Annotated in this window: 19 protein-coding genes and 1 tRNA gene; 15 read left to right on the top strand and 5 right to left on the bottom strand. The window is 59.0% G+C overall.

The window, feature by feature from the left end:
• Positions 1-68 precede the first annotated feature (68 nt).
• The 9 genes from ftsB to rpoS all read left to right on the top strand — a co-directional run bounded on the left by ftsB (position 69) and on the right by rpoS (position 6,907).
• Positions 69-377, top strand: coding sequence for a cell division protein FtsB (gene ftsB, locus KYK33_RS16625; protein WP_042042983.1), 309 nt, complete (start codon positions 69-71; stop codon positions 375-377).
• Positions 367-1,098, top strand: coding sequence for a 2-C-methyl-D-erythritol 4-phosphate cytidylyltransferase (ispD, locus tag KYK33_RS16620; protein ID WP_224431227.1), 732 nt, complete (start codon positions 367-369; stop codon positions 1,096-1,098). Before ftsB ends, ispD begins: the two co-directional genes overlap by 11 nt.
• Positions 1,099-1,248: 150 nt before the next feature.
• Complete coding sequence (gene ispF / locus KYK33_RS16615; protein ID WP_224431226.1) at positions 1,249-1,725, top strand: 2-C-methyl-D-erythritol 2,4-cyclodiphosphate synthase; 477 nt, start codon at positions 1,249-1,251, stop codon at positions 1,723-1,725.
• Positions 1,725-2,792, top strand: coding sequence for a tRNA pseudouridine(13) synthase TruD (truD, locus tag KYK33_RS16610; RefSeq protein WP_224431225.1), 1,068 nt, complete (start codon positions 1,725-1,727; stop codon positions 2,790-2,792). Before ispF ends, truD begins: the two co-directional genes overlap by 1 nt.
• Positions 2,793-2,852: 60 nt before the next feature.
• Positions 2,853-3,599 carry a 5'/3'-nucleotidase SurE gene (gene surE / locus KYK33_RS16605; protein ID WP_042042987.1) on the top strand — a complete coding sequence of 249 codons (747 nt, stop codon included), beginning with the start codon at positions 2,853-2,855 and terminating at the stop codon, positions 3,597-3,599.
• A gap of 4 nt (positions 3,600-3,603) precedes the next feature.
• The gene (locus KYK33_RS16600) at positions 3,604-4,221 is read left to right on the top strand and encodes a protein-L-isoaspartate(D-aspartate) O-methyltransferase (protein WP_042042988.1); all 618 of its coding nucleotides are present in this window, start codon (positions 3,604-3,606) and stop codon (positions 4,219-4,221) included.
• Complete coding sequence (locus KYK33_RS16595; protein WP_224431224.1) at positions 4,218-4,799, top strand: YqaA family protein; 582 nt, start codon at positions 4,218-4,220, stop codon at positions 4,797-4,799. The genes KYK33_RS16600 and KYK33_RS16595 overlap by 4 nt, the downstream gene beginning before the upstream one ends.
• A gap of 10 nt (positions 4,800-4,809) precedes the next feature.
• On the top strand, positions 4,810-5,883 hold the full coding sequence (locus KYK33_RS16590) for a peptidoglycan DD-metalloendopeptidase family protein (RefSeq protein ID WP_224431223.1): 1,074 nt from the start codon (positions 4,810-4,812) through the stop codon (positions 5,881-5,883).
• 46 nt (positions 5,884-5,929) lie between these two features.
• Positions 5,930-6,907 (top strand): RNA polymerase sigma factor RpoS, encoded by a 978-nt coding sequence (rpoS, locus tag KYK33_RS16585; protein WP_042042991.1) that lies wholly within the window; start codon positions 5,930-5,932, stop codon positions 6,905-6,907.
• Between the two features lie 88 nt (positions 6,908-6,995).
• Here rpoS and tsaD read toward each other — a convergent pair whose 3' ends face one another.
• Complete coding sequence (tsaD, locus tag KYK33_RS16580; RefSeq protein ID WP_042042992.1) at positions 6,996-8,009, bottom strand: tRNA (adenosine(37)-N6)-threonylcarbamoyltransferase complex transferase subunit TsaD; 1,014 nt, start codon at positions 8,007-8,009, stop codon at positions 6,996-6,998.
• Positions 8,010-8,188: 179 nt separating this feature from the next.
• Between tsaD and rpsU the strand changes: the two genes are divergently transcribed.
• The 5 genes from rpsU to KYK33_RS16555 all read left to right on the top strand — a co-directional run bounded on the left by rpsU (position 8,189) and on the right by KYK33_RS16555 (position 13,056).
• Positions 8,189-8,404: a 30S ribosomal protein S21 gene (rpsU, locus tag KYK33_RS16575; protein ID WP_005309452.1), complete on the top strand. Its 216-nt coding sequence runs from the start codon at positions 8,189-8,191 to the stop codon at positions 8,402-8,404.
• Between the two features lie 14 nt (positions 8,405-8,418).
• Entirely contained in the window at positions 8,419-8,862 is a 444-nt protein-coding gene (locus KYK33_RS16570; RefSeq protein ID WP_042042993.1) for a GatB/YqeY domain-containing protein, read from the top strand.
• Positions 8,863-8,950: 88 nt separating this feature from the next.
• Positions 8,951-10,735: a DNA primase gene (gene dnaG, locus KYK33_RS16565; protein ID WP_224431222.1), complete on the top strand. Its 1,785-nt coding sequence runs from the start codon at positions 8,951-8,953 to the stop codon at positions 10,733-10,735.
• Between the two features lie 182 nt (positions 10,736-10,917).
• Positions 10,918-12,813: an RNA polymerase sigma factor RpoD gene (rpoD, locus tag KYK33_RS16560; RefSeq protein WP_259270203.1), complete on the top strand. Its 1,896-nt coding sequence runs from the start codon at positions 10,918-10,920 to the stop codon at positions 12,811-12,813.
• Between the two features lie 166 nt (positions 12,814-12,979).
• A tRNA-Ile gene (locus KYK33_RS16555) sits at positions 12,980-13,056 on the top strand.
• A 49-nt stretch (positions 13,057-13,105) separates the two neighbouring features.
• Here the strand turns inward: KYK33_RS16555 and KYK33_RS16550 are convergent.
• The 4 genes from KYK33_RS16550 to KYK33_RS16535 all read right to left on the bottom strand — a co-directional run bounded on the left by KYK33_RS16550 (position 13,106) and on the right by KYK33_RS16535 (position 17,211).
• A complete protein-coding gene (locus tag KYK33_RS16550) occupies positions 13,106-13,576 on the bottom strand; it encodes a tetratricopeptide repeat protein (protein ID WP_224431220.1) in 471 nt (156 codons plus the stop codon).
• A 179-nt stretch (positions 13,577-13,755) separates the two neighbouring features.
• Positions 13,756-16,023 (bottom strand): alpha amylase C-terminal domain-containing protein, encoded by a 2,268-nt coding sequence (locus KYK33_RS16545; RefSeq protein ID WP_224431219.1) that lies wholly within the window; start codon positions 16,021-16,023, stop codon positions 13,756-13,758.
• A gap of 290 nt (positions 16,024-16,313) precedes the next feature.
• Complete coding sequence (locus KYK33_RS16540; RefSeq protein WP_224431218.1) at positions 16,314-16,862, bottom strand: cytochrome b/b6 domain-containing protein; 549 nt, start codon at positions 16,860-16,862, stop codon at positions 16,314-16,316.
• A complete protein-coding gene (locus tag KYK33_RS16535; RefSeq protein ID WP_224431217.1) occupies positions 16,843-17,211 on the bottom strand; it encodes a cytochrome b562 in 369 nt (122 codons plus the stop codon). Before KYK33_RS16535 ends, KYK33_RS16540 begins: the two co-directional genes overlap by 20 nt.
• 289 nt (positions 17,212-17,500) lie before the next feature.
• Here KYK33_RS16535 and KYK33_RS16530 point away from each other — a divergent pair, with 289 nt between their 5' ends.
• A complete protein-coding gene (locus KYK33_RS16530) occupies positions 17,501-17,914 on the top strand; it encodes a Spy/CpxP family protein refolding chaperone (RefSeq protein WP_084218226.1) in 414 nt (137 codons plus the stop codon).
• Positions 17,915-17,954 lie beyond the last annotated feature (40 nt).

Genomic DNA, 17,954 nt, shown 5'->3' with positions numbered 1-17,954 from the left:
TGCATCTGCTTTCTTTTGTCTTTCCCACGAATATGGGAAACTAGGCCGCTTGGAAGGAGACCCAGTGCATGCGGCTATTCACCCTGATCCTGTTCCTCCTGTTGGGGGGCTTGCAATATCACCTCTGGCTGGGGAAAAACGGCCTGTCCGATTACCATGAAATGTCCAATGCCATCGATCAGCAAGAGCAGGACAACCTGGCGCTTAAAGATCGTAATAGTCTGATTTATCGTGAGATTGACGATCTTACTTCGGGCCTTGAAGCCATCGAAGAGCTGGCGCGCAACGATCTCGGTTATATCAAGCAGGGAGAGACCTTCTACCGGATCATTCCAAACAAGAAGGATGAGCCTGCTGGCGGCGACGATGATGAATAACTGTCCCCCGGCGCCGTTCGGCTTGACGGCCGTGGTGCCTGCTGCCGGCATAGGTAGCCGCATGGGGGCCGAGTACCCCAAGCAGTACCTGTCCCTGGCTGGCAAGACCATTTTGGAACATAGCCTGCTCCGGCTGCTGGCCCATCCGGCTATCACCCACATAGTGCTGGCACTGGCCCCCGATGACCGTTGGTTCGAGACCCTGGCGCTGGCTCGGGATCCCCGTATCCTGCGGGTATCCGGCGGCAGTGATCGTGCTCGTTCGGTACTCAATGCCTTGCATCAGGTGCAGAGTGACTGGGTACTGGTCCACGATGCTGCCCGTCCCTGTCTCACCTCGGCGGATATCGATGCGCTGCTTGCGGTTGGTCTGACCCCGGACGGTGCCATTCTTGGCTCCCGGGTGCGCGACACCATGAAGCGCAGCGACGAGGCGGGCAACATCATCGCCACCGTGCCACGGGAAGCTCTCTGGCATGCGCTCACCCCCCAGCTGTTTGCGACCCGAGCCCTCAAAGGGGCGCTGGAGGAGGGGCTGGCGCTAGGTGCCCTCATCACTGACGAAGCGTCAGCCATGGAGCGGGCCGGGCATGTGCCACGCATGGTTGAAGGGCGTGCCGACAATATCAAGGTGACCCGGCCCGAGGATCTCGCCCTGGCCGGGCTGTTTTTACGCCAGCAGCAAGACGAGCTGGCCACTAGGAGTAAGGAGCAGCCATGATCCGCATCGGCCACGGTTTTGATGTACATAAGATTGATGGGGCTGGCCCCTGCATGTCAGGAGGGCGTCAAGCATGATCCGCATCGGCCACGGTTTTGATGTACATGAGTTTGATGGGGCAGGCCCCTGCATGTCAGGAGGGCGTCAAGCATGATCCGCATCGGTCACGGTTTTGATGTACATAAGTTTGGCGGGGTTGGCCCCTGCATGCTGGGCGGTGTCGCCGTGCCCTATGAACAGGGGTTGCTGGCTCACTCGGATGGCGACGTGGTATTGCACGCGGTGAGCGATGCCCTGCTCGGTGCCATAGGTGCCGGCGATATTGGCCGCCACTTCCCCGATACGGCGGCGCAATTCAAAGGTATTGATAGCCGTATCCTGCTGCGGGATGTCTTTGTGCGGGTACGGCAGGTGGGCTATGTCATCGGCAATCTGGACGTGACCATCATTGCTCAGGCCCCCAAGATGGCGCCCCATATCGAGGCCATGTGCGCCGTACTGGCCGCCGATCTGCAATGTGAACTGAACCGGGTGAACGTCAAGGCGACCACTACCGAACAACTGGGCTTTACGGGGCGCAAGGAAGGCATAGCCACCGAAGCCGTCGTCTTACTGGTGAAACAATAATGTCGCAACAACTCGCATATCTGCACGGTACCCCAGAGGCCCGTGGCATTCTCAAGGCCCAGGCCAGTGATTTCGTGGTGGTCGAGGATCTCGGCTTCGAGCCTTGCGGCGAGGGGGAACATATCTTCGTGCGAGTGCGCAAGACGGGCGAGAACACTGCCTGGGTGGCGGGCTTGCTGGCCGATGCCGCCGGGGTCAATCGCAATGCGGTGACCTGGGCTGGCCTTAAAGATCGCCATGCGGTGACCGAGCAGTGGTTCGGTATTCACCTGCCGGGCAAAGGTGCGCCGGACCTGTCGGTGATCGAGAGCGACAGCATCCAGATCCTGCAGGCCAAGCGCCACAACCGCAAGCTGCGGGTCGGTTACCTCAAGGGCAACCACTTTCGTCTGCGTCTGACTGCTCTGGAGCAAGCTGACAGTCTGGTGTCTCGCCTGCAGGCCATCGCCGCGCAGGGGGTGCCGAACTACTATGGTGAGCAGCGCTTCGGTCGGGGTGGCAGCAATCTGGACGCGGCCAAGGCGATGTTTGCCGGCAAACGGATCAAGGATCGCAACAAGCGTTCTCTTTACCTTTCTGCTGCGCGCAGCATGCTGTTCAATGTTATCGTCAGCGCCCGCGTCGAGCAGGGATTGGCTAGCGAGTTGCTGGCCGGGGATTGCGTGATGCTCAAGGGCAGCCACTCCATCTTCAGTGAAGAGAGCGTGACCCCTGAACTGGCTGCGCGTCTGGCCTCAGGCGACGTGCAGCTGACCGCCCCTCAGTGGGGGCGTGGCCGTCTGGCGAGCCAGGGCGCCGCCGCCGAATTTGAACAGGCGGCGTTAGCCCCTTATCACGACTGGTGTGATGGCCTGGAGAAGGCCGGGCTGGATCAGGACAGACGTCCGCTCTTGCTCAAGCCGGAATCCATGAGCTGGACGTTGGATGCCGAGGCCCTGACCCTCTCGTTCTTCCTGCCGGCCGGCGCCTTTGCGACCAGCGTGGTGCGCGAATTGATGCAGGCTGAAGAGGCCGATCATGGGGTCAGGAATCAGGCAGATGGCAATGATGCGCCCTCTGTGGAATAACGACGTGGCAGCGGTGGCCTCTCGGCCCTCCCTTGTTTGATGGTTTCAGGAAGAGCACAGATGCGCATTCTGGTGAGTAACGATGACGGTGTTCATGCCGAGGGCATTCATGCCTTGAGCGAGGCGCTGCGCAGCTGCGGCGAGGTGATAGTGGTCGCGCCGGATCGCAATCGCAGCGGTGCGAGTCACTCCCTGACGCTGGAGACACCTTTGCGGGTCAGTTGTATCCCGCAAACCGGTTATCATGCGGTCAAGGGCACGCCGACCGACTGCGTGCACCTGGCGGTCAACGAACTGGTACGCCCCGAACCCGACATGGTGGTGGCCGGGATCAACCACGGTGCCAACCTGGGTGACGATGTCATCTATTCGGGCACGGTCGCTGCGGCGACCGAGGGGCGCCACTTGGGTTACCCCTCCCTGGCGATCTCCCTGGTGGGCCGGACGCATTTTGCCTCGGCCGCTCACTATGCCGTCCAGCTGGTCAAAGGCTTGATGCAGTTTCCGCTGCCGGCCAATCAGATCCTCAACGTCAATGTGCCCGACCTGCCCCTCGCCGAGATCAAGGGCATCAAGATCACCCGGCTCGGCAATCGCCACCGGGCCGAGTCAGTGATCCGCGCCCAGGATCCTCGCGGCCAGACTATCTACTGGATTGGCCCGCCCGGCTCGCAACAAGATGCGGGCGAGGGCACGGATTTTGCGGCTGTCGAACAGGGCTATGTCTCTATTACTCCCTTGACCATCGACATGACTGCTCACGGCAGTCTGGCCGGGTTGGGGGCATGGTTGGAACAACAGGGATGAAGGTGTGATAGTACAGCGCCTTTTAAATCAGCTTATTGCCCAGGGCGTCAGCGACTTTCGTGTACTCGCCGCGCTCGCCAAGGTGCCACGCCAGCTGTTTGTGGACGAGGCCATGGCCCATAAGGCCTGGGATAATACCGCCCTGCCCATTGGCCAGGGGCAGACTATTTCCCAGCCTTACATGGTGGCGCGGATGACAGAGCTGCTGATGCAAAACGATCCGGCCCATGTGCTGGAGATTGGCACTGGCTCTGGTTATCAAACTGCGGTGCTCGCCAACCTGGTTGAACAGGTCTATACGGTAGAGCGGATCAAGTCCTTGCAGTTCCAGGCGAGACGCAGGCTCAGGCAGCTGGATCTGCACAATGTCTCGGCCAAACATGGCAATGGCTGGCTCGGTTGGCCGAGCAAGGGGCCCTTTGATGCCATTTTGGTGACCGCGGCGGCAAGTGAAGTGCCGACCGCCCTCACCGATCAACTGGCCGATGGCGGCCGCATGATTTTACCGGTAGGGGACAGTCATCAGACCCTGCAACTTATCGAACGCAACGGTTCCCAGTTGACCAGTCGAGTCCTGGAGCCGGTGCGTTTTGTGCCCCTTATTGACGGAGATGTTGAGTGAAGCTGTTTTCTCGCCTGTATGTGTTGGTGATGCAGTGGGCCCGCCATAAATATGCCCCCTATTACCTCTCGATCACCGCCTTCATCGAGTCAATCTTCTGGCCCATTCCGGTTGATGTGATGCTGGCGCCCATGGCGCTGGCCAAGCCCCACAAAGCCTGGCATTACGCGGCCCTGGCGACCTTCTTCTCTGTGTTGGGGGCCGTGGTGGGTTATGGTCTGGGTTATGCACTCTGGGATCCCGTGGTGCAGCCTCTGGTGGTCTCCGTCGGTTATCAGGACAAGATTGTCCTGGCCCAGCACTGGTTTGAACAATGGGGGATCTGGGTCATTTTCATTGCCAGCTTCACCCCCATCCCCTACAAGGTATTTACCGTGACGGCAGGGTTGCTTCATATGGCACTCATCCCCTTCATCATCACCTCTCTCATCGGGCGCAGCATGCGTTTCTTCCTGGTGGCGGGGTTGATGCGTTGGGGTGGTGAGCGGATGGAGCAAAAGCTGATGCACTATGTCGATCTGCTTGGCTGGATCTGTATCGCCCTGGCTGTCGCGGCCTATTTCTGGTTTAGTCGTTAAGGATATTTTTATGAATGGGCATTTATGGCGGGGGTGTGCCGTTACCCTCTTATCCGGTTTGTTGGCAGCCTGTTCTTCCAGCACAACCCCAGCGCCGGTACAGGGGTTGTCAAGCGATGGCTCGGTGCGTGCGGTGCCAAGCCGGCAGGGAAGCACAAGCAAACCGACGATTTCGGGGCGCAGTTACACGGTCAAGCGTGGCGACACCCTTTACTCCATCGCATTCAATGCGGGTAGCGACGTGCCCTCCCTGGCCAACCTGAATGGCATAGGTGCGCCCTATAACATACATCCAGGCCAGGTGATCCGGCTGGATGGCGCCGAAGGCAGTCCGGTGATGGTCAGCAGTACCAGCAGCGGGAGCGCCGCGCGTACCTATCAGGTGCGCCGTGGTGACACCCTGAGCAGCATAGGCCGCCAGTTTGGTGTCGCCAATCAGACCCTGGCACAGCGTAATAACTTGAGTGCGCCCTACAACCTGAACGTCGGCCAGACCCTCAATGTGGGCGGTTCGGCAGCCGCATCCGGTACCACCATGGCGGTGGCAAGCAGCCGCCCAACCAGCACTGCGACCACCCCGGTCAGCACAGGTACGACCAGCGCATTTGTGACCAATAAAAGCGTTGCCCAGCCTGCTCCAAAAGCATACGCTGGCACCTCAGTACAAAATAACAACAGTGTCACACAGAACAATAACAATGCCTCATCATCGCGCCTCGCTTGGCACTGGCCCGCTCAGGGTCGGATAGTCGAAGGCTTCTCTGTCGCTGAACAGGGAAACAAGGGTATAGACATCGCTGGCCAGAAGGGGCAACCCGTCTACGCCGCCAGTGGCGGTAAAGTGGTCTATGCCGGAAGCGCATTAAGAGGTTATGGCAAGCTTGTCATCCTGAAACATGACGACGACTACCTCTCGGCCTATGCACACAACGATGCGCTGCGAGTCCGGGAAGGAGATGTGGTCAAGGGTGGGGCTGTTATTGCCGATATGGGAAGCACGGATGCGCCGGATGTGCGCTTGCACTTTGAAATCCGGTACCGAGGCAAGTCGATCAATCCAATGGGATACTTGCCAAAGCGTTAACCCCAGAGCGTAGTGCTAACTCTGGTTCAGGTCAGGGAGACACACCATGAGCCAAGAACAACTGGTTATGCAGGATGCAGAGTTCGATGAGGAGCTGGAGGTTGAAGAGGCTGAAGTGACAGAGACGGCGACAGCCGACACCGAGGAGTCTATCTCCGAAGAGTTGTTGGCGCCGGATCTGCACAAGGTGATGGATGCCACCCAGCTCTATCTGGGAGAGATAGGATTCTCTCCCTTGCTCACCGCCGAAGAAGAGGTCTATTACGCCCGTCGTGCCCTGCGCGGCGACAAGGCGGCTCGCAAACGCATGATTGAATCCAATCTGCGCCTTGTGGTCAAAATTGCCAGACGCTACAACAATCGTGGCCTGGTGCTGCTGGATTTGATTGAAGAGGGCAACCTCGGCCTCATCCGTGCCGTGGAAAAGTTTGACCCAGAACGGGGTTTTCGCTTCTCGACCTATGCCACCTGGTGGATCCGCCAGACCATAGAACGGGCCATCATGAATCAGACCCGTACCATTCGCCTGCCCATTCACGTGGTCAAGGAACTCAACGTTTACCTGCGTACCGCCCGTGAACTGTCTCACCGCCTCGACCATGAACCCACGGCCGAAGATATCGCTTTTGCCCTGGATCGCTCGGTCGCCGACGTCAATCGCATGCTCAAGCTCAACGAGAAGATCACTTCGGTCGATACCCCGATAGGTGGGGATCGCGACAAGGCGCTGCTCGATGTGCTGTCCGATGAGCGTGGCATGGGCCCCGAGCTGGAGTCCCAGGAAGATGACATGCGCAGCAGCATAGTCCACTGGCTGGAGGAGCTGAATCCCAAGCAGCGCGAGGTGCTGGCACGCCGTTTCGGTTTGCTCGGTTATGAGCCTGCCACCCTGGAAGATGTCGGGGCCGAGATTGGCCTGACCCGGGAGCGGGTTCGCCAGATCCAGGTCGAGGGCTTGCGTCGTCTGAGAGAGATCATGGTGGGGCAGGGGCTCTCTATCGAGGCGCTGTTCCGCAGCAATTAGCGGCGTGCCGGTGAGGGATCGCCGGTAAAGCAACAGATGTAAGAAGGGGCCTCGGGGCCCCTTCTTACATCTGTACCGCCAGCGTGATTCAAACCGGTTGCAGCGTATCCAGCGGCCAGCGTGGCACCGCCTTGACCTCCAGTGGTTCAAACACGCCAGCCTTGAGGCGCTGCATGCCCGCGTAGGCAATCATGGCGCCATTATCGGTGCAGTATTCGGGGCGGGGGTAGAAGACCTCACCCTTGAGAGTAGCCATCAAGTCGGCCAGCTGGGCGCGCAGATGGCGGTTGGCACTGACACCGCCGGCCACGACCAAGCGATTCAGTCCCGTCTCTTTCAGGGCACGGCGACACTTGATGGCCAGGGTATCGACCACGGCATCTTCGAAGGCGCGGGCGATATCGGCGCGGGTCTGCTCATCATCCCCTTGCGCGGCTATAGTGTTGGCGGCGAAGGTTTTGAGACCGGAGAAACTCATGTCGAGCCCTGGTCGATCGGTCATGGGGCGCGGGAACTTAAAGCGCCCGGTGACGCCCTTCTCTGCCAGCCTGGAGAGCAGGGGGCCACCCGGATAATCAAGCCCCATCAGCTTAGCGGTCTTGTCGAAGGCCTCGCCGGCGGCGTCATCAATGGATTCACCGAGCAGTTGGTAACGGCCAATGCCATCGACCCGTACCAGCATGGAGTGACCACCGGAAACCAGCAGAGCCACGAAGGGGAACTCGGGCGCCGTCTCTTCCAGCATGGGCGCCAGCAGATGACCTTCCATATGATGCACGGCGATGGCAGGTTTGCCCCAGGCCATGGCCAGGGAGCGGCCTATGGTCGCACCGACCAGAATGGCGCCGACCAACCCGGGACCTGCGGTGTAGGCGATGCCGTCGATGTCATCCTTGCCAAGGCCAGCTTCCAGCAATGCCGCCTGGATCAAGGGGATCGTCTTGCGAACATGATCCCGGCTGGCGAGTTCGGGGACGACGCCACCGTAGTCCGCATGCAGCTTGACCTGGCTGTATAACTGATGGGAAAGGATCCCTTTTTGATCGTCGAAGATCGCGATCCCGGTTTCGTCACAGGATGTCTCTATGCCCAATACACGCATTGCTAAAAAATTTCACTGCTAAAATGAGACGGCTATGGTAACCTTCGCGGGTTTTTTAAACCAGAGCGATCTCTGCGGGTTTACTTTTATTCCCTGTCCAGAGTATAATTTCGCACCATTTTAAGACATGCTGATCGACTGATGATCAGCTAACAATTTATCACTGAGGTGAAAGGCACATGCCAGTAATCAAAGTCCGTGAAAATGAGCCGTTTGACGTTGCTCTGCGTCGCTTCAAGCGTTCTTGCGAAAAGGCCGGTATCCTGTCTGAAGTTCGTAGCCGTGAGTTCTACGAGAAGCCGACTACTATCCGTAAGCGCGCCAAAGCGTCTGCCGTCAAGCGTCACGCCAAGAAGCTGTCTCGCGAAAACGCTCGTCGTATCCGCCTGTACTAATTAGAGTTTCTGCCATGTCTCTGAAAGATCAGCTCAAGGATCAACAAAAACTCGCCATGCTTGCCAGAGATAAGGCTCGCTTGGGGACGATTCGTTTGCTGATGGCCGAGATAAAACAGCGTGAAATTGATTCCCGTATTGAGCTAAATGATGAGGATATCCTCGCTGTCGTGACCAAGATGGTCAAACAGCGCCGTGATTCCATCAGCCAATATGAGGCCGCTGGTCGCCAGGATCTCGCCGATGTCGAAGCCGCCGAGATCCAGGTGCTGCAGGAGTTCCTGCCGCAACAGCTGACCGCTGCCGAAATTGAAGCCCTGATAGTGCAAGCCATCGCCCAGAGCGGTGCTGCCGTCATGGCCGATATGGGTAAAGTCATGGCTGTCTTGAAGCCAAAAATTCAGGGACGCGCCGATGTCGGTGCCGTCAGCGCGTTGGTGAAAACCCGCCTGGCGTAATAGGCAGAGCCCTTGTTGGTCGAAAGAAGCCGTGCTTCCCTGGGAATGCGCGGCTTTTTTTATTTTTCTCTCATGAAACAGGATGGTTATGGCAGGCCGGATCCCGCAATCTTTCATCGATGATCTGCTCGCTCGTACCGATATTGTCGAGCTGATCGACTCCCGGGTACGACTGAAAAAGGCCGGCAAGAATTATCAGGCTTGCTGCCCCTTCCATAACGAAAAGAGCCCCTCCTTCACCGTCAGTCAGGAGAAGCAGTTCTATCACTGTTTCGGCTGTGGCGCCCATGGCAATGCCGTTGGCTTTGTCATGGAGTATGACGGCCTCGAATTCCCTGATGCCATTGATGAACTTGCCAGCATGCAAGGCATGCAGGTACCCCGCGAGCAGAGTGGCAGTGGCGCTGCCGGATCCCAGCCTGCGGTCAGCAAGGATCTGTTTGAGCTGATGAACCAGATTGCCCGCTTCTATGAGAGCAACCTCAAGAGTGCGCCACAAGCGGTGGAGTACCTCAAAGGACGAGGGCTCAACGGCGAGGTGGTCAAGCGCTTCAACATTGGCTACGCCCCGGGAGATTGGGATCAGGTCAGGCGGCGTTTTGGTGCCAGTCGGGATCATGAGCAGTTGTTGATCACCGGTGGCATGCTGATCCCCCGTGACAGCGGTCCGGGCAGCTATGATCGTTTCCGCGATCGCATCATGTTCCCCATTCGGGACAAGCGGGGCCGGGTCATCGGCTTCGGTGGCAGGGTGTTGGGGGAGGGTACGCCCAAATATTTGAACTCTCCCGAGACGCCTATCTTCCATAAGGGCCGCGAGCTGTTTGGTCTCTATGAGGTCAAGCAGGCCCATAAAGAAGTACGCCGCATCCTGGTGGTGGAAGGTTATATGGATGTGGTGGCCCTCGGCCAATTCGACATCGACTATGCGGTGGCCGCGCTAGGGACGGCCACCACTAGCGATCACGTTCATACCCTGTTTCGCACCACCGCCGAGGTGGTCTGCTGTTACGACGGTGACAAGGCCGGACGTGAAGCAGCCTGGCGGGCGCTGGATAACGCCCTCTCTCATCTGCAGGATGGCCGTGAGCTAAAGTTTGTGTTCCTGCCCGATGGCGAGGACCCCGACTCTCTGGTGCGCCAGATAGGGAAAGAAGGCTTTGAACAGTTGCTGGATCAGGCGCAGCCTTTTGCAGACTTCATGTTTGAGCGCCTGGCCCGGGATGCGGCACTCTCCGGCGAAGCGGGCAAGTTCGAGGTGGCCAACAAGGCTGCCGAACTGATCCGTCGCGTCCCGGAAGGCTTCACCCGCGAGGGACTCATAACCCGACTCTCCAGCATGATGCGCTGGGGGGAAAACCAGCAGCGGATCACCGAACTATTCTCTCGCCATACCCCATCCAAGGTGGAGCAGGCTAAGCCGCACCGGGGCAAGCTGACCCCTCTGCGCCGGGCACTGGCGCTCATGGTGCAATACCCAGGCATCACCGCCGAACTACCAGCCATGCCGGAGCTGGCGGGGCTCAGGTTGCAAGGCATTGGCTTTTTGCTCAAGCTGCATCAACAAATCCTGGCGCAACCCGGCATTACCACGGGCATATTGCTCGAGCACTGGCGTGGTACGAAAGAGGGGGAGATCCTTGCCCAGCTCGCCATGCATGACTTGTTCGAAATCCAGCTCGAACGTGAGCCTGATATCCTGGGGGAGTTGCAAGACACCTTTGTCGGCTTCATCAACCAGTTCTTGAAGCAGCGGATCGAAGAGCTACAGGCTAAGGTGGCCCAGCAGGGACTCACTGCCGAGGAGACCCAGGAGCTGATGATGTTGATCAGAGAGGTACAAAGTGAGAAAAGAAATGATATCGGGGCTTGATATTTGAGTGGTTGGTCCCAATATAAAGATTGTTGCCCGAATCGACGGGACTAGATGCAAAAACGTATAACCGCCTGGCCCCGACAAACAAAGCGGGCAGGGGTTTCTCAGACCGACGCCGCAACCAGACATAGCATGTCTGGCGGTTTTCTATTAGAATTGGCTATTTGCGCACCAGCGCATTGCTCGCGCAACCTAGCAACACCAACCGGATGAGTTCTATGGAGCAAACCCCGCAGTCTCAGCTTAAACTCCTCGTTGCCAAAGGTAAAGAACAGGGCTACCTGACTTATGCCGAGGTGAACGATCACCTCCCGCAAGAGATCGTTGACTCTGATCAGATCGAAGACATCATTCAGATGATCAACGATATGGGTATCCAGGTAGTGGAAAACGCACCGGATGCCGATGACCTTATCATGGCCGAAGGCGGTACCGCCGACGAAGACGCTGCCGAAGCAGCGGCCCAAGCACTGGCCTCTGTTGAATCTGAAATTGGTCGCACAACCGACCCTGTCCGCATGTATATGCGGGAGATGGGTACCGTCGAGCTGCTGACCCGTGAAGGCGAAATCGACATCGCCAAACGGATCGAAGATGGTATCAATCAGGTACAGAGCTCAGTCGCCGAGTACCCGGAAGCCATCACTTATCTGCTTGAACAGTACGATAAATTTGAAGCCGAACAGCTGCGCCTGTCCGACATCATTTCGGGTTTCATCGACCCTAACGAAGCCGATGATGTGGCGCCAACAGCGACCCATATTGGCTCCGAACTCAGCGAAGACGATCTCGCTGACGAAGATGAAGACGAAGATGAAGACGAAGATGAAGACGGCGACAGCTCGGACGATGAGGCGGACACAGGTCCTGATCCTGAAGTCGCTCGCGAGAAGTTTGGTGAGCTGCGTGCCCAGTACGAAGTCACCCGCCTCTCTATCCAGAACAATGGCCGTGCCCACGACGACACCCAGGCTGCCATAGCGCAGCTGGCCGACGTATTCCGTCAGTTCCGCCTGATGCCCAAGCAGTTCGATCGCTTGGTCAACAACATGCGCGAGATGATGGAGCGGGTTCGGATCCAGGAGCGGATCATCCTGAAACTCTGCGTTGAGCAGGCCAAGATGCCGAAGAAGACCTTCGTCGCTGCCTTCACCAACAATGAGTGCGATACCGCCTGGTTCGAATACCAGAAGCAAGCCGGTAAAGCCTGGTCGCCCCGCTTGGTCGAGATGGATGAAGACGTGCTGCGTGCCATCGGCAAGCTGCAACAGATCGAAGTCGAGACGGGTCTGTCCATCGCCCAGATCAAGGACATCAACCGTCGCATGAGCATCGGTGAGGCCAAGGCCCGCCGTGCCAAGAAAGAGATGGTTGAGGCCAACTTGCGTCTGGTTATCTCTATCGCCAAGAAGTACACCAACCGTGGCTTGCAGTTCCTGGATCTGATCCAGGAGGGCAACATCGGTCTGATGAAAGCGGTAGACAAGTTTGAGTACCGTCGTGGCTACAAGTTCTCGACCTATGCTACCTGGTGGATCCGTCAGGCCATTACCCGCTCCATCGCGGATCAGGCCCGTACCATCCGTATCCCGGTGCACATGATCGAGACCATCAACAAGCTCAATCGCATCTCTCGTCAGATGTTGCAGGAGATGGGTCGCGAGCCCAATCCGGAAGAGCTGGCCATGCGCATGGGCATGCCGGAAGACAAGATCCGCAAGGTGCTCAAGATCGCCAAGGAGCCTATCTCCATGGAGACGCCCATTGGTGATGATGAAGACTCCCACCTGGGCGACTTCATCGAGGATACCACCCTGGCCTTGCCGGCCGATGCGGCCACCAGCGAGAGCCTGCGCAACGCGACCCGCGAAGTGCTGGCCGGTCTGACCGCCCGGGAAGCCAAGGTGCTGCGGATGCGGTTTGGTATCGATATGAATACGGATCACACGTTGGAGGAGGTCGGCAAGCAGTTCGACGTCACCCGCGAGCGTATTCGTCAGATCGAAGCCAAGGCTCTGCGCAAACTGCGTCACCCGAGCCGCTCGGAAGTGCTGCGCAGTTTCCTCGACGAGTAACGACTCGCTTGCTGACAAAGCCCCGCCATGCGGGGCTTTGTTTTATTTATGCCAAAGGGATCACGAACTTGCGGCCAGATTGGACAAAATGTCGCCAAGTGATTGATCTGGCTATGGACTAGGACTTTTTCATCCCCTATAATCCACGCCGCAAAGCAATACCCATGGCCCCTTAGCTCAGTTGGTTAGAGCATACGACTCATAATCGTCAGGTCCCCAGTTCAAGTCTGGGAGGGGCCACCAAATTCAGACAAAGCCGCTCATGTTGAGCGGCTTTGTCGTTTTTAGCCTCTCACCAACGCCTGTCCAGATCCTCGGCATAGAGCGCCATGGCGCCCTTGTACGGGGTCAGTGAAGGGTCCGCAGTACTCTGTGCAAGCAGACCGAGCAGTGCCTCGCAAGCCTCTTTATGACGCCCCTGGTTGTAATGGACCATGGCGCGAAAGGCCGTGAACTCGCTCGCCTGGTGAAACAGTGCCAAGCCCTGCTCCAGGGTGACCAGGGCCGCCTCATGCTGACCCAGGCTGCGATATGAGCTGCCGAGCCCCAGCAGGGCACCACGCAGTGAGGAGCCAGCGAGTCCTAGGGTGATGGCCTGCTGATAGAGATGTATGGCCTGGGCCTCGCGCCCGAGCATGTCGTGCAGGCTGGCCACTTCATAATGCAGCTCGGCGTGTAGCGGGTGCTCGATGAGTTGCAACAGGCCGTGCTGGCGAGCTTCTTCGATCCGCCCCTCGACCCTGAGGGCTTCCAATAGTTTCATATGCGCTCCTGCATGGGGATGTACAGGCAGTATGCCTGCCGGTCGGCAAACAGGGAACGGTGGCCGTCTGGCTGAGGAGAGAAGAGTGATGGTGCTTGGCCCCATGAAAGGCCTCCTGCCCTGTGGGCAGGAGGCCATGGGAATGCCCGAGGGTCATAGGGGCATCCTCCCTCTGCGGCTTACTGGGCGCTCAGGCTGTAGGTCAGGGTCTGATCGTTGAAGCGCACACGGTACTGGCCGCTGACCGGGGTGAAGATGTCGGCACCACCCTGCTCGGCCACACCATCCTTGTTGGTGTCGCCGTAGTTCTGGGTCCAGTCACCCTTGACGTCGAACTTGAAGCGCTGGTTTGCCTGGCCGTCGAAACTGACTTGCGCTTCCCACAGGTTGTCGGCGACCAACGTCATGGCCTGCGATCCCCAACCGTTGGGCGTACCACGGAACTGCAGGGTCGGCAGCACGCTGTTGTAGGCACCGTTGCCGTCAGTGACGGTCACGGTGGCGCTGGCGCTGGAAGTCAGCCCTTCGGTATCGGTGACGGTCAGGGTGATGGTATGGGTGCCCGGAATATCGAACTGGACCGTCTCAGTGGGGGCGCTGCCGCCGCTGGACCAGCTATAGCTTGCCACGCCCTCATCGTCGCGAGAGGCGGAGCCATCGAACACCACGCTCTCCCCCGCCTTGATGCTGGGGGTCTTGGGCGAGAGGACGGCGACCGGTGCCTGGTTGCTGGCCTGGGAGGTGACCGTATAACGCAGGTCGCCTTCGCTCAGGGTGATGCGGTAGCTGCCCGCCCCGCTGACCAGGATATCCTTGCTGCTGCCCTTGTCGGCGATGCCGTCCCCTTCATTGTCGCCGTAGTTCTCTGTCCAGTTGCCGAAGACGTCGAACTTGAAGCGCTGGGCACCGGTGGCGTCACCGCTGCCGCTCAGGGTCAGGGTGGCGGACCAGACGCGGTTGGCATCGACTGTCATAGGGGTGTTGCCCCAGGCGTTGTGGGTGCCGCGCAGGTTCATGCTGCTGAACTTGTTGCCAGGCAGGGCGGTGCCGCCGCAGGGGCTGGCCTTGGTGCAGCCGGCGATGATGGCGGCGGCCTTCATGGCCGGCACGTTCAGGCTGGCCTTGCCGCTGCCGTCGACGGTGACATAGCCCCCGCTGCAGTAGTCATTGCCACCCAGGAGGTTGCAGTACTCGCCCGCCGGCAGGCCGGTCTGCACCGAGGCCACCAGGCTGCCGCTCTCGTTGTTGATGGCGACGAAACCCTTGTCTCCCCGACCGAAGGCTATCTGGTTGTTGCCGTTATCCCACCAGTGACTGACAGCTTGCCCCTCGGTTCTGTTGTGGAACAGGGCCATGTTCATGATGGTTGGCCGGCGCTGCTCGCAGTTCCACTGGCCATCGGTGCAGGGCGTGCTGCCCGGCGCCCCCTTGTCGGTTTCATAGGTGCCCATGTTCTCGAAGCGGTAGCCCGACATCACCTGCTTCCAGCCATAGGGCCAGGCCATCATGAAAGTGTTGGCCAGCTCATAGCGGGCACCGCTCATGAAGGTGAGCATGCCGCCGCCGCCGTGGCCGCGCTCGCGGTCGTGGTTGACCACGAAGACGAAGGCCTTGTTGGAGGGGAGCAGGCCCCAGCTCTCGCCGAGGGTCTTGAGGTTCTTGATCTGGCCGTTGAAGTTGGCGGCGAGATCCGTGCCGTATTTGAAGTCGGTGACTGTGTCTATGTAGGTGTAGCGACCCGGCTGGATGTCCGCCGATTCCCCGCCTGCACCTATCACCTCCAGATAGGCTTTGGGGCTGCCCGCCTTGTCGAGTATGGCCTTCACCTCGCCGGGGGCCATGTGCTTGGCCGCATCGATGCGAAAGCCCGCCACGCCCCAACCCAGCAGGGTCTTCATGTAGCTGGCTATCTGATCCTGCACGTAGGGAGAGCCGGTATTGAGATCCGGCATGCCGTAGAGGGCGCCGTTCCAGACGTTGTTGCTGTCGCCGTAGTTGGTGATGTCACCGCTGTGGTGGAAGTCGTTGTAGCCGAACTGGGGGTACTGATATTGCCCCGAGTGGTAGCTGCCACCGCCGGTGGCGGTCCCGGTGCCCGAGGCCAGCTGGTTGAAGACGGCGTCCGCATAGACCTTGACCCCGGCCGCGTTGCAGCGGGTGATCATGCTCCTGAGCTCCGCCTCGCTGCCGCCGAAGCTGTTGAAATTCTTGAAGCTGACGGGCTGGTAGACGGTCCACCAGACCTGGCTGCCCTGCTTGTGCTCGGCGGGTGGCGTGATCTGGACACCGCCGAATCCCTTGGGACCGAGTACGGTTTCGCACTCATTGGCGATGTCGTTGAACTTCCATTGGAACAGATGGACCATGACCCCTTCGGCGCTGGCTGTGTGGCTGAATGAGCCCAGCACCGCGGCGAGCATGGCGGTTCGAAACACTGTGTTGTGCATGACGATTTTCCCTTCGATCTTGTTATTGACGTGTCACTGTCTTTTGATATCGAACGGACCGCAAACTACCTCGTTCGGCTCAGTAGCATTGATGAAATCGAGGTAATTGAAAATCGAACAGCAGAGATTAATTAAGAATTGTGAATGAAAATGCTTTCATGGCAGGGGGGGCAAGAGGGAGATGCGTCCTGGCCGATGAAGGGCTAAAGCAGTTGTAGCCGCCGGAGAGAGGCGCTCCTGCGGGCGGATGAGCAGGGAAAGGAAGAGGGGCACCCTGGTGCCCGTCTGCTTCAGGAGTGAGGCTCCTGCTGGCGTTGAGGTTGCCGGCGCCGGGGCAACATGCGACCGATCAGGTTGCTGCGCTGACGCCAGGAGGTATAGACGATGGCGCCCAGATGCAGAGCGATCAGCCCCTGCAATGCCCAGGTACACCAGGTGTGCCACTCATCGGCGCCCCAGTCGAACCCCAGCTCTGTGTTCTGAAACCAGCCGGTGAAGCCGGTGGCAAGCACGGTGAACCAGATGGCCCAGACGGCCAGCTTGCCGCTGCCATGATGACCGGGGGAGGCGGGGGCGCGCTCGCGCATCGCCACCGCCTGCTGGCGGAAATCCTCCCCGCTGGGGATCAGGGCGGCCAAGCGGGCATAGCCCTTGGCCAGGGTCAGTCCCCATAGCAGGCGCAAGCCGATAACCGACATGGCGAGGTAGCCCAGCCACTCATGCCACTCCTCCCCCGTTTCATTGAGCCAGAGGTTGGCGACACAGGCGGCGGCCAGGCTCCAGTGCGTCAGGCGTACCAGGATGTCCCAGCGAAAAGGATCAGCCTTTCTGCTTGGCATATTGGTGGTACTCCTTCTTCAGGTCATTGACCTTGGCCAGGTGCTCACGGGCCTTGGCCTCATCACCCGCCTTGAGAGCGGCCAGACTGGCATCCAGCTCGCCCTGTACCTCGTTGAGGCCCTCGAGGAACTTCTCCTGCTTGGCGGTTGGCATCTTGCGCGTCTTGGCGTCATCGATCTCACTGCGCATCTGGGTGATGTATTTTTCCATGGCGGCGGGATCGCTCGCCTTGGTTGCCTGCTTGTAGTTGAAGCCCATCTTCTTCATCGGCTGCTCCAGATCACCGGCCAGGGCGGGCAGGGCGATCAGACCAAACATCAGTGGTAGCAGGCGAGCAGTTTTCAACATGGGATCTCCTTAAGTTGGTTGCAAATGAACCCTAGTTTGAGTTCTTACCCTGCATGATGCCATGAGGGACAGTGAACTGTTTGTGAATAGTTGGTTTTTTTGTGACAAAAGGTGACAGGGCATTAACCTTGCCCCAACCCTGGATGGCTCGTGCTCTTGGCTATCTCATTGGTCGGGAAGGGGGGGGCGCGGGAAAGAGAATGGCGGGCCATTCAGCCAGGGTTTACGTTTCCCGGCGCGATCCGCGCTATAGATAGCAGGTACCTTTACCCTTGTGAGCGAATCATTCATGAAAATTACCCATTCCCTTAGCGCGATTGCCCTTTCTCTGTCTCTGGTGTTTGCAGGTTCCGCCATGGCCCAGGCGCCGGGCCCGGTCAATCATGGCTCCATCGAAGACATGATCGTCAAGACCCTGGAGCTGACGCCGGATCAGGTCAGCAAGATCAAGGCCATCCGCGCCGAGAGCGACCAGCAGATTGCGGGTATCGATCAGAGCAAACTCAGTAATCAGGCGCTGCAGGGCGCCATCAAGCATGGCACCTGGGACGATGGGGCCATCCGTAGCGAACTGGCCGAGGTGGGCAAGGTGCAGCAGGAGGTGCGTTACTATCGCACCAAGAAGATCTACGAGATCAGTAAAGTGCTGACCGCGGATCAGAAGGTCAAACTGGCCGAGATGCTGGACTCCGCGCCGCACTGATCCTCAGCCCTGTTTGATTGATGGAAGAGCCTCGGCCGCC

Origin of the sequence: Aeromonas rivuli (genome assembly GCF_020149575.1) — a bacterium.
GTDB lineage: Bacteria > Pseudomonadota > Gammaproteobacteria > Enterobacterales > Aeromonadaceae > Aeromonas > Aeromonas rivuli.
Note: the sequence above shows the minus strand (reverse complement) of the source record. Positions and strands in the feature narration are given on the sequence as shown.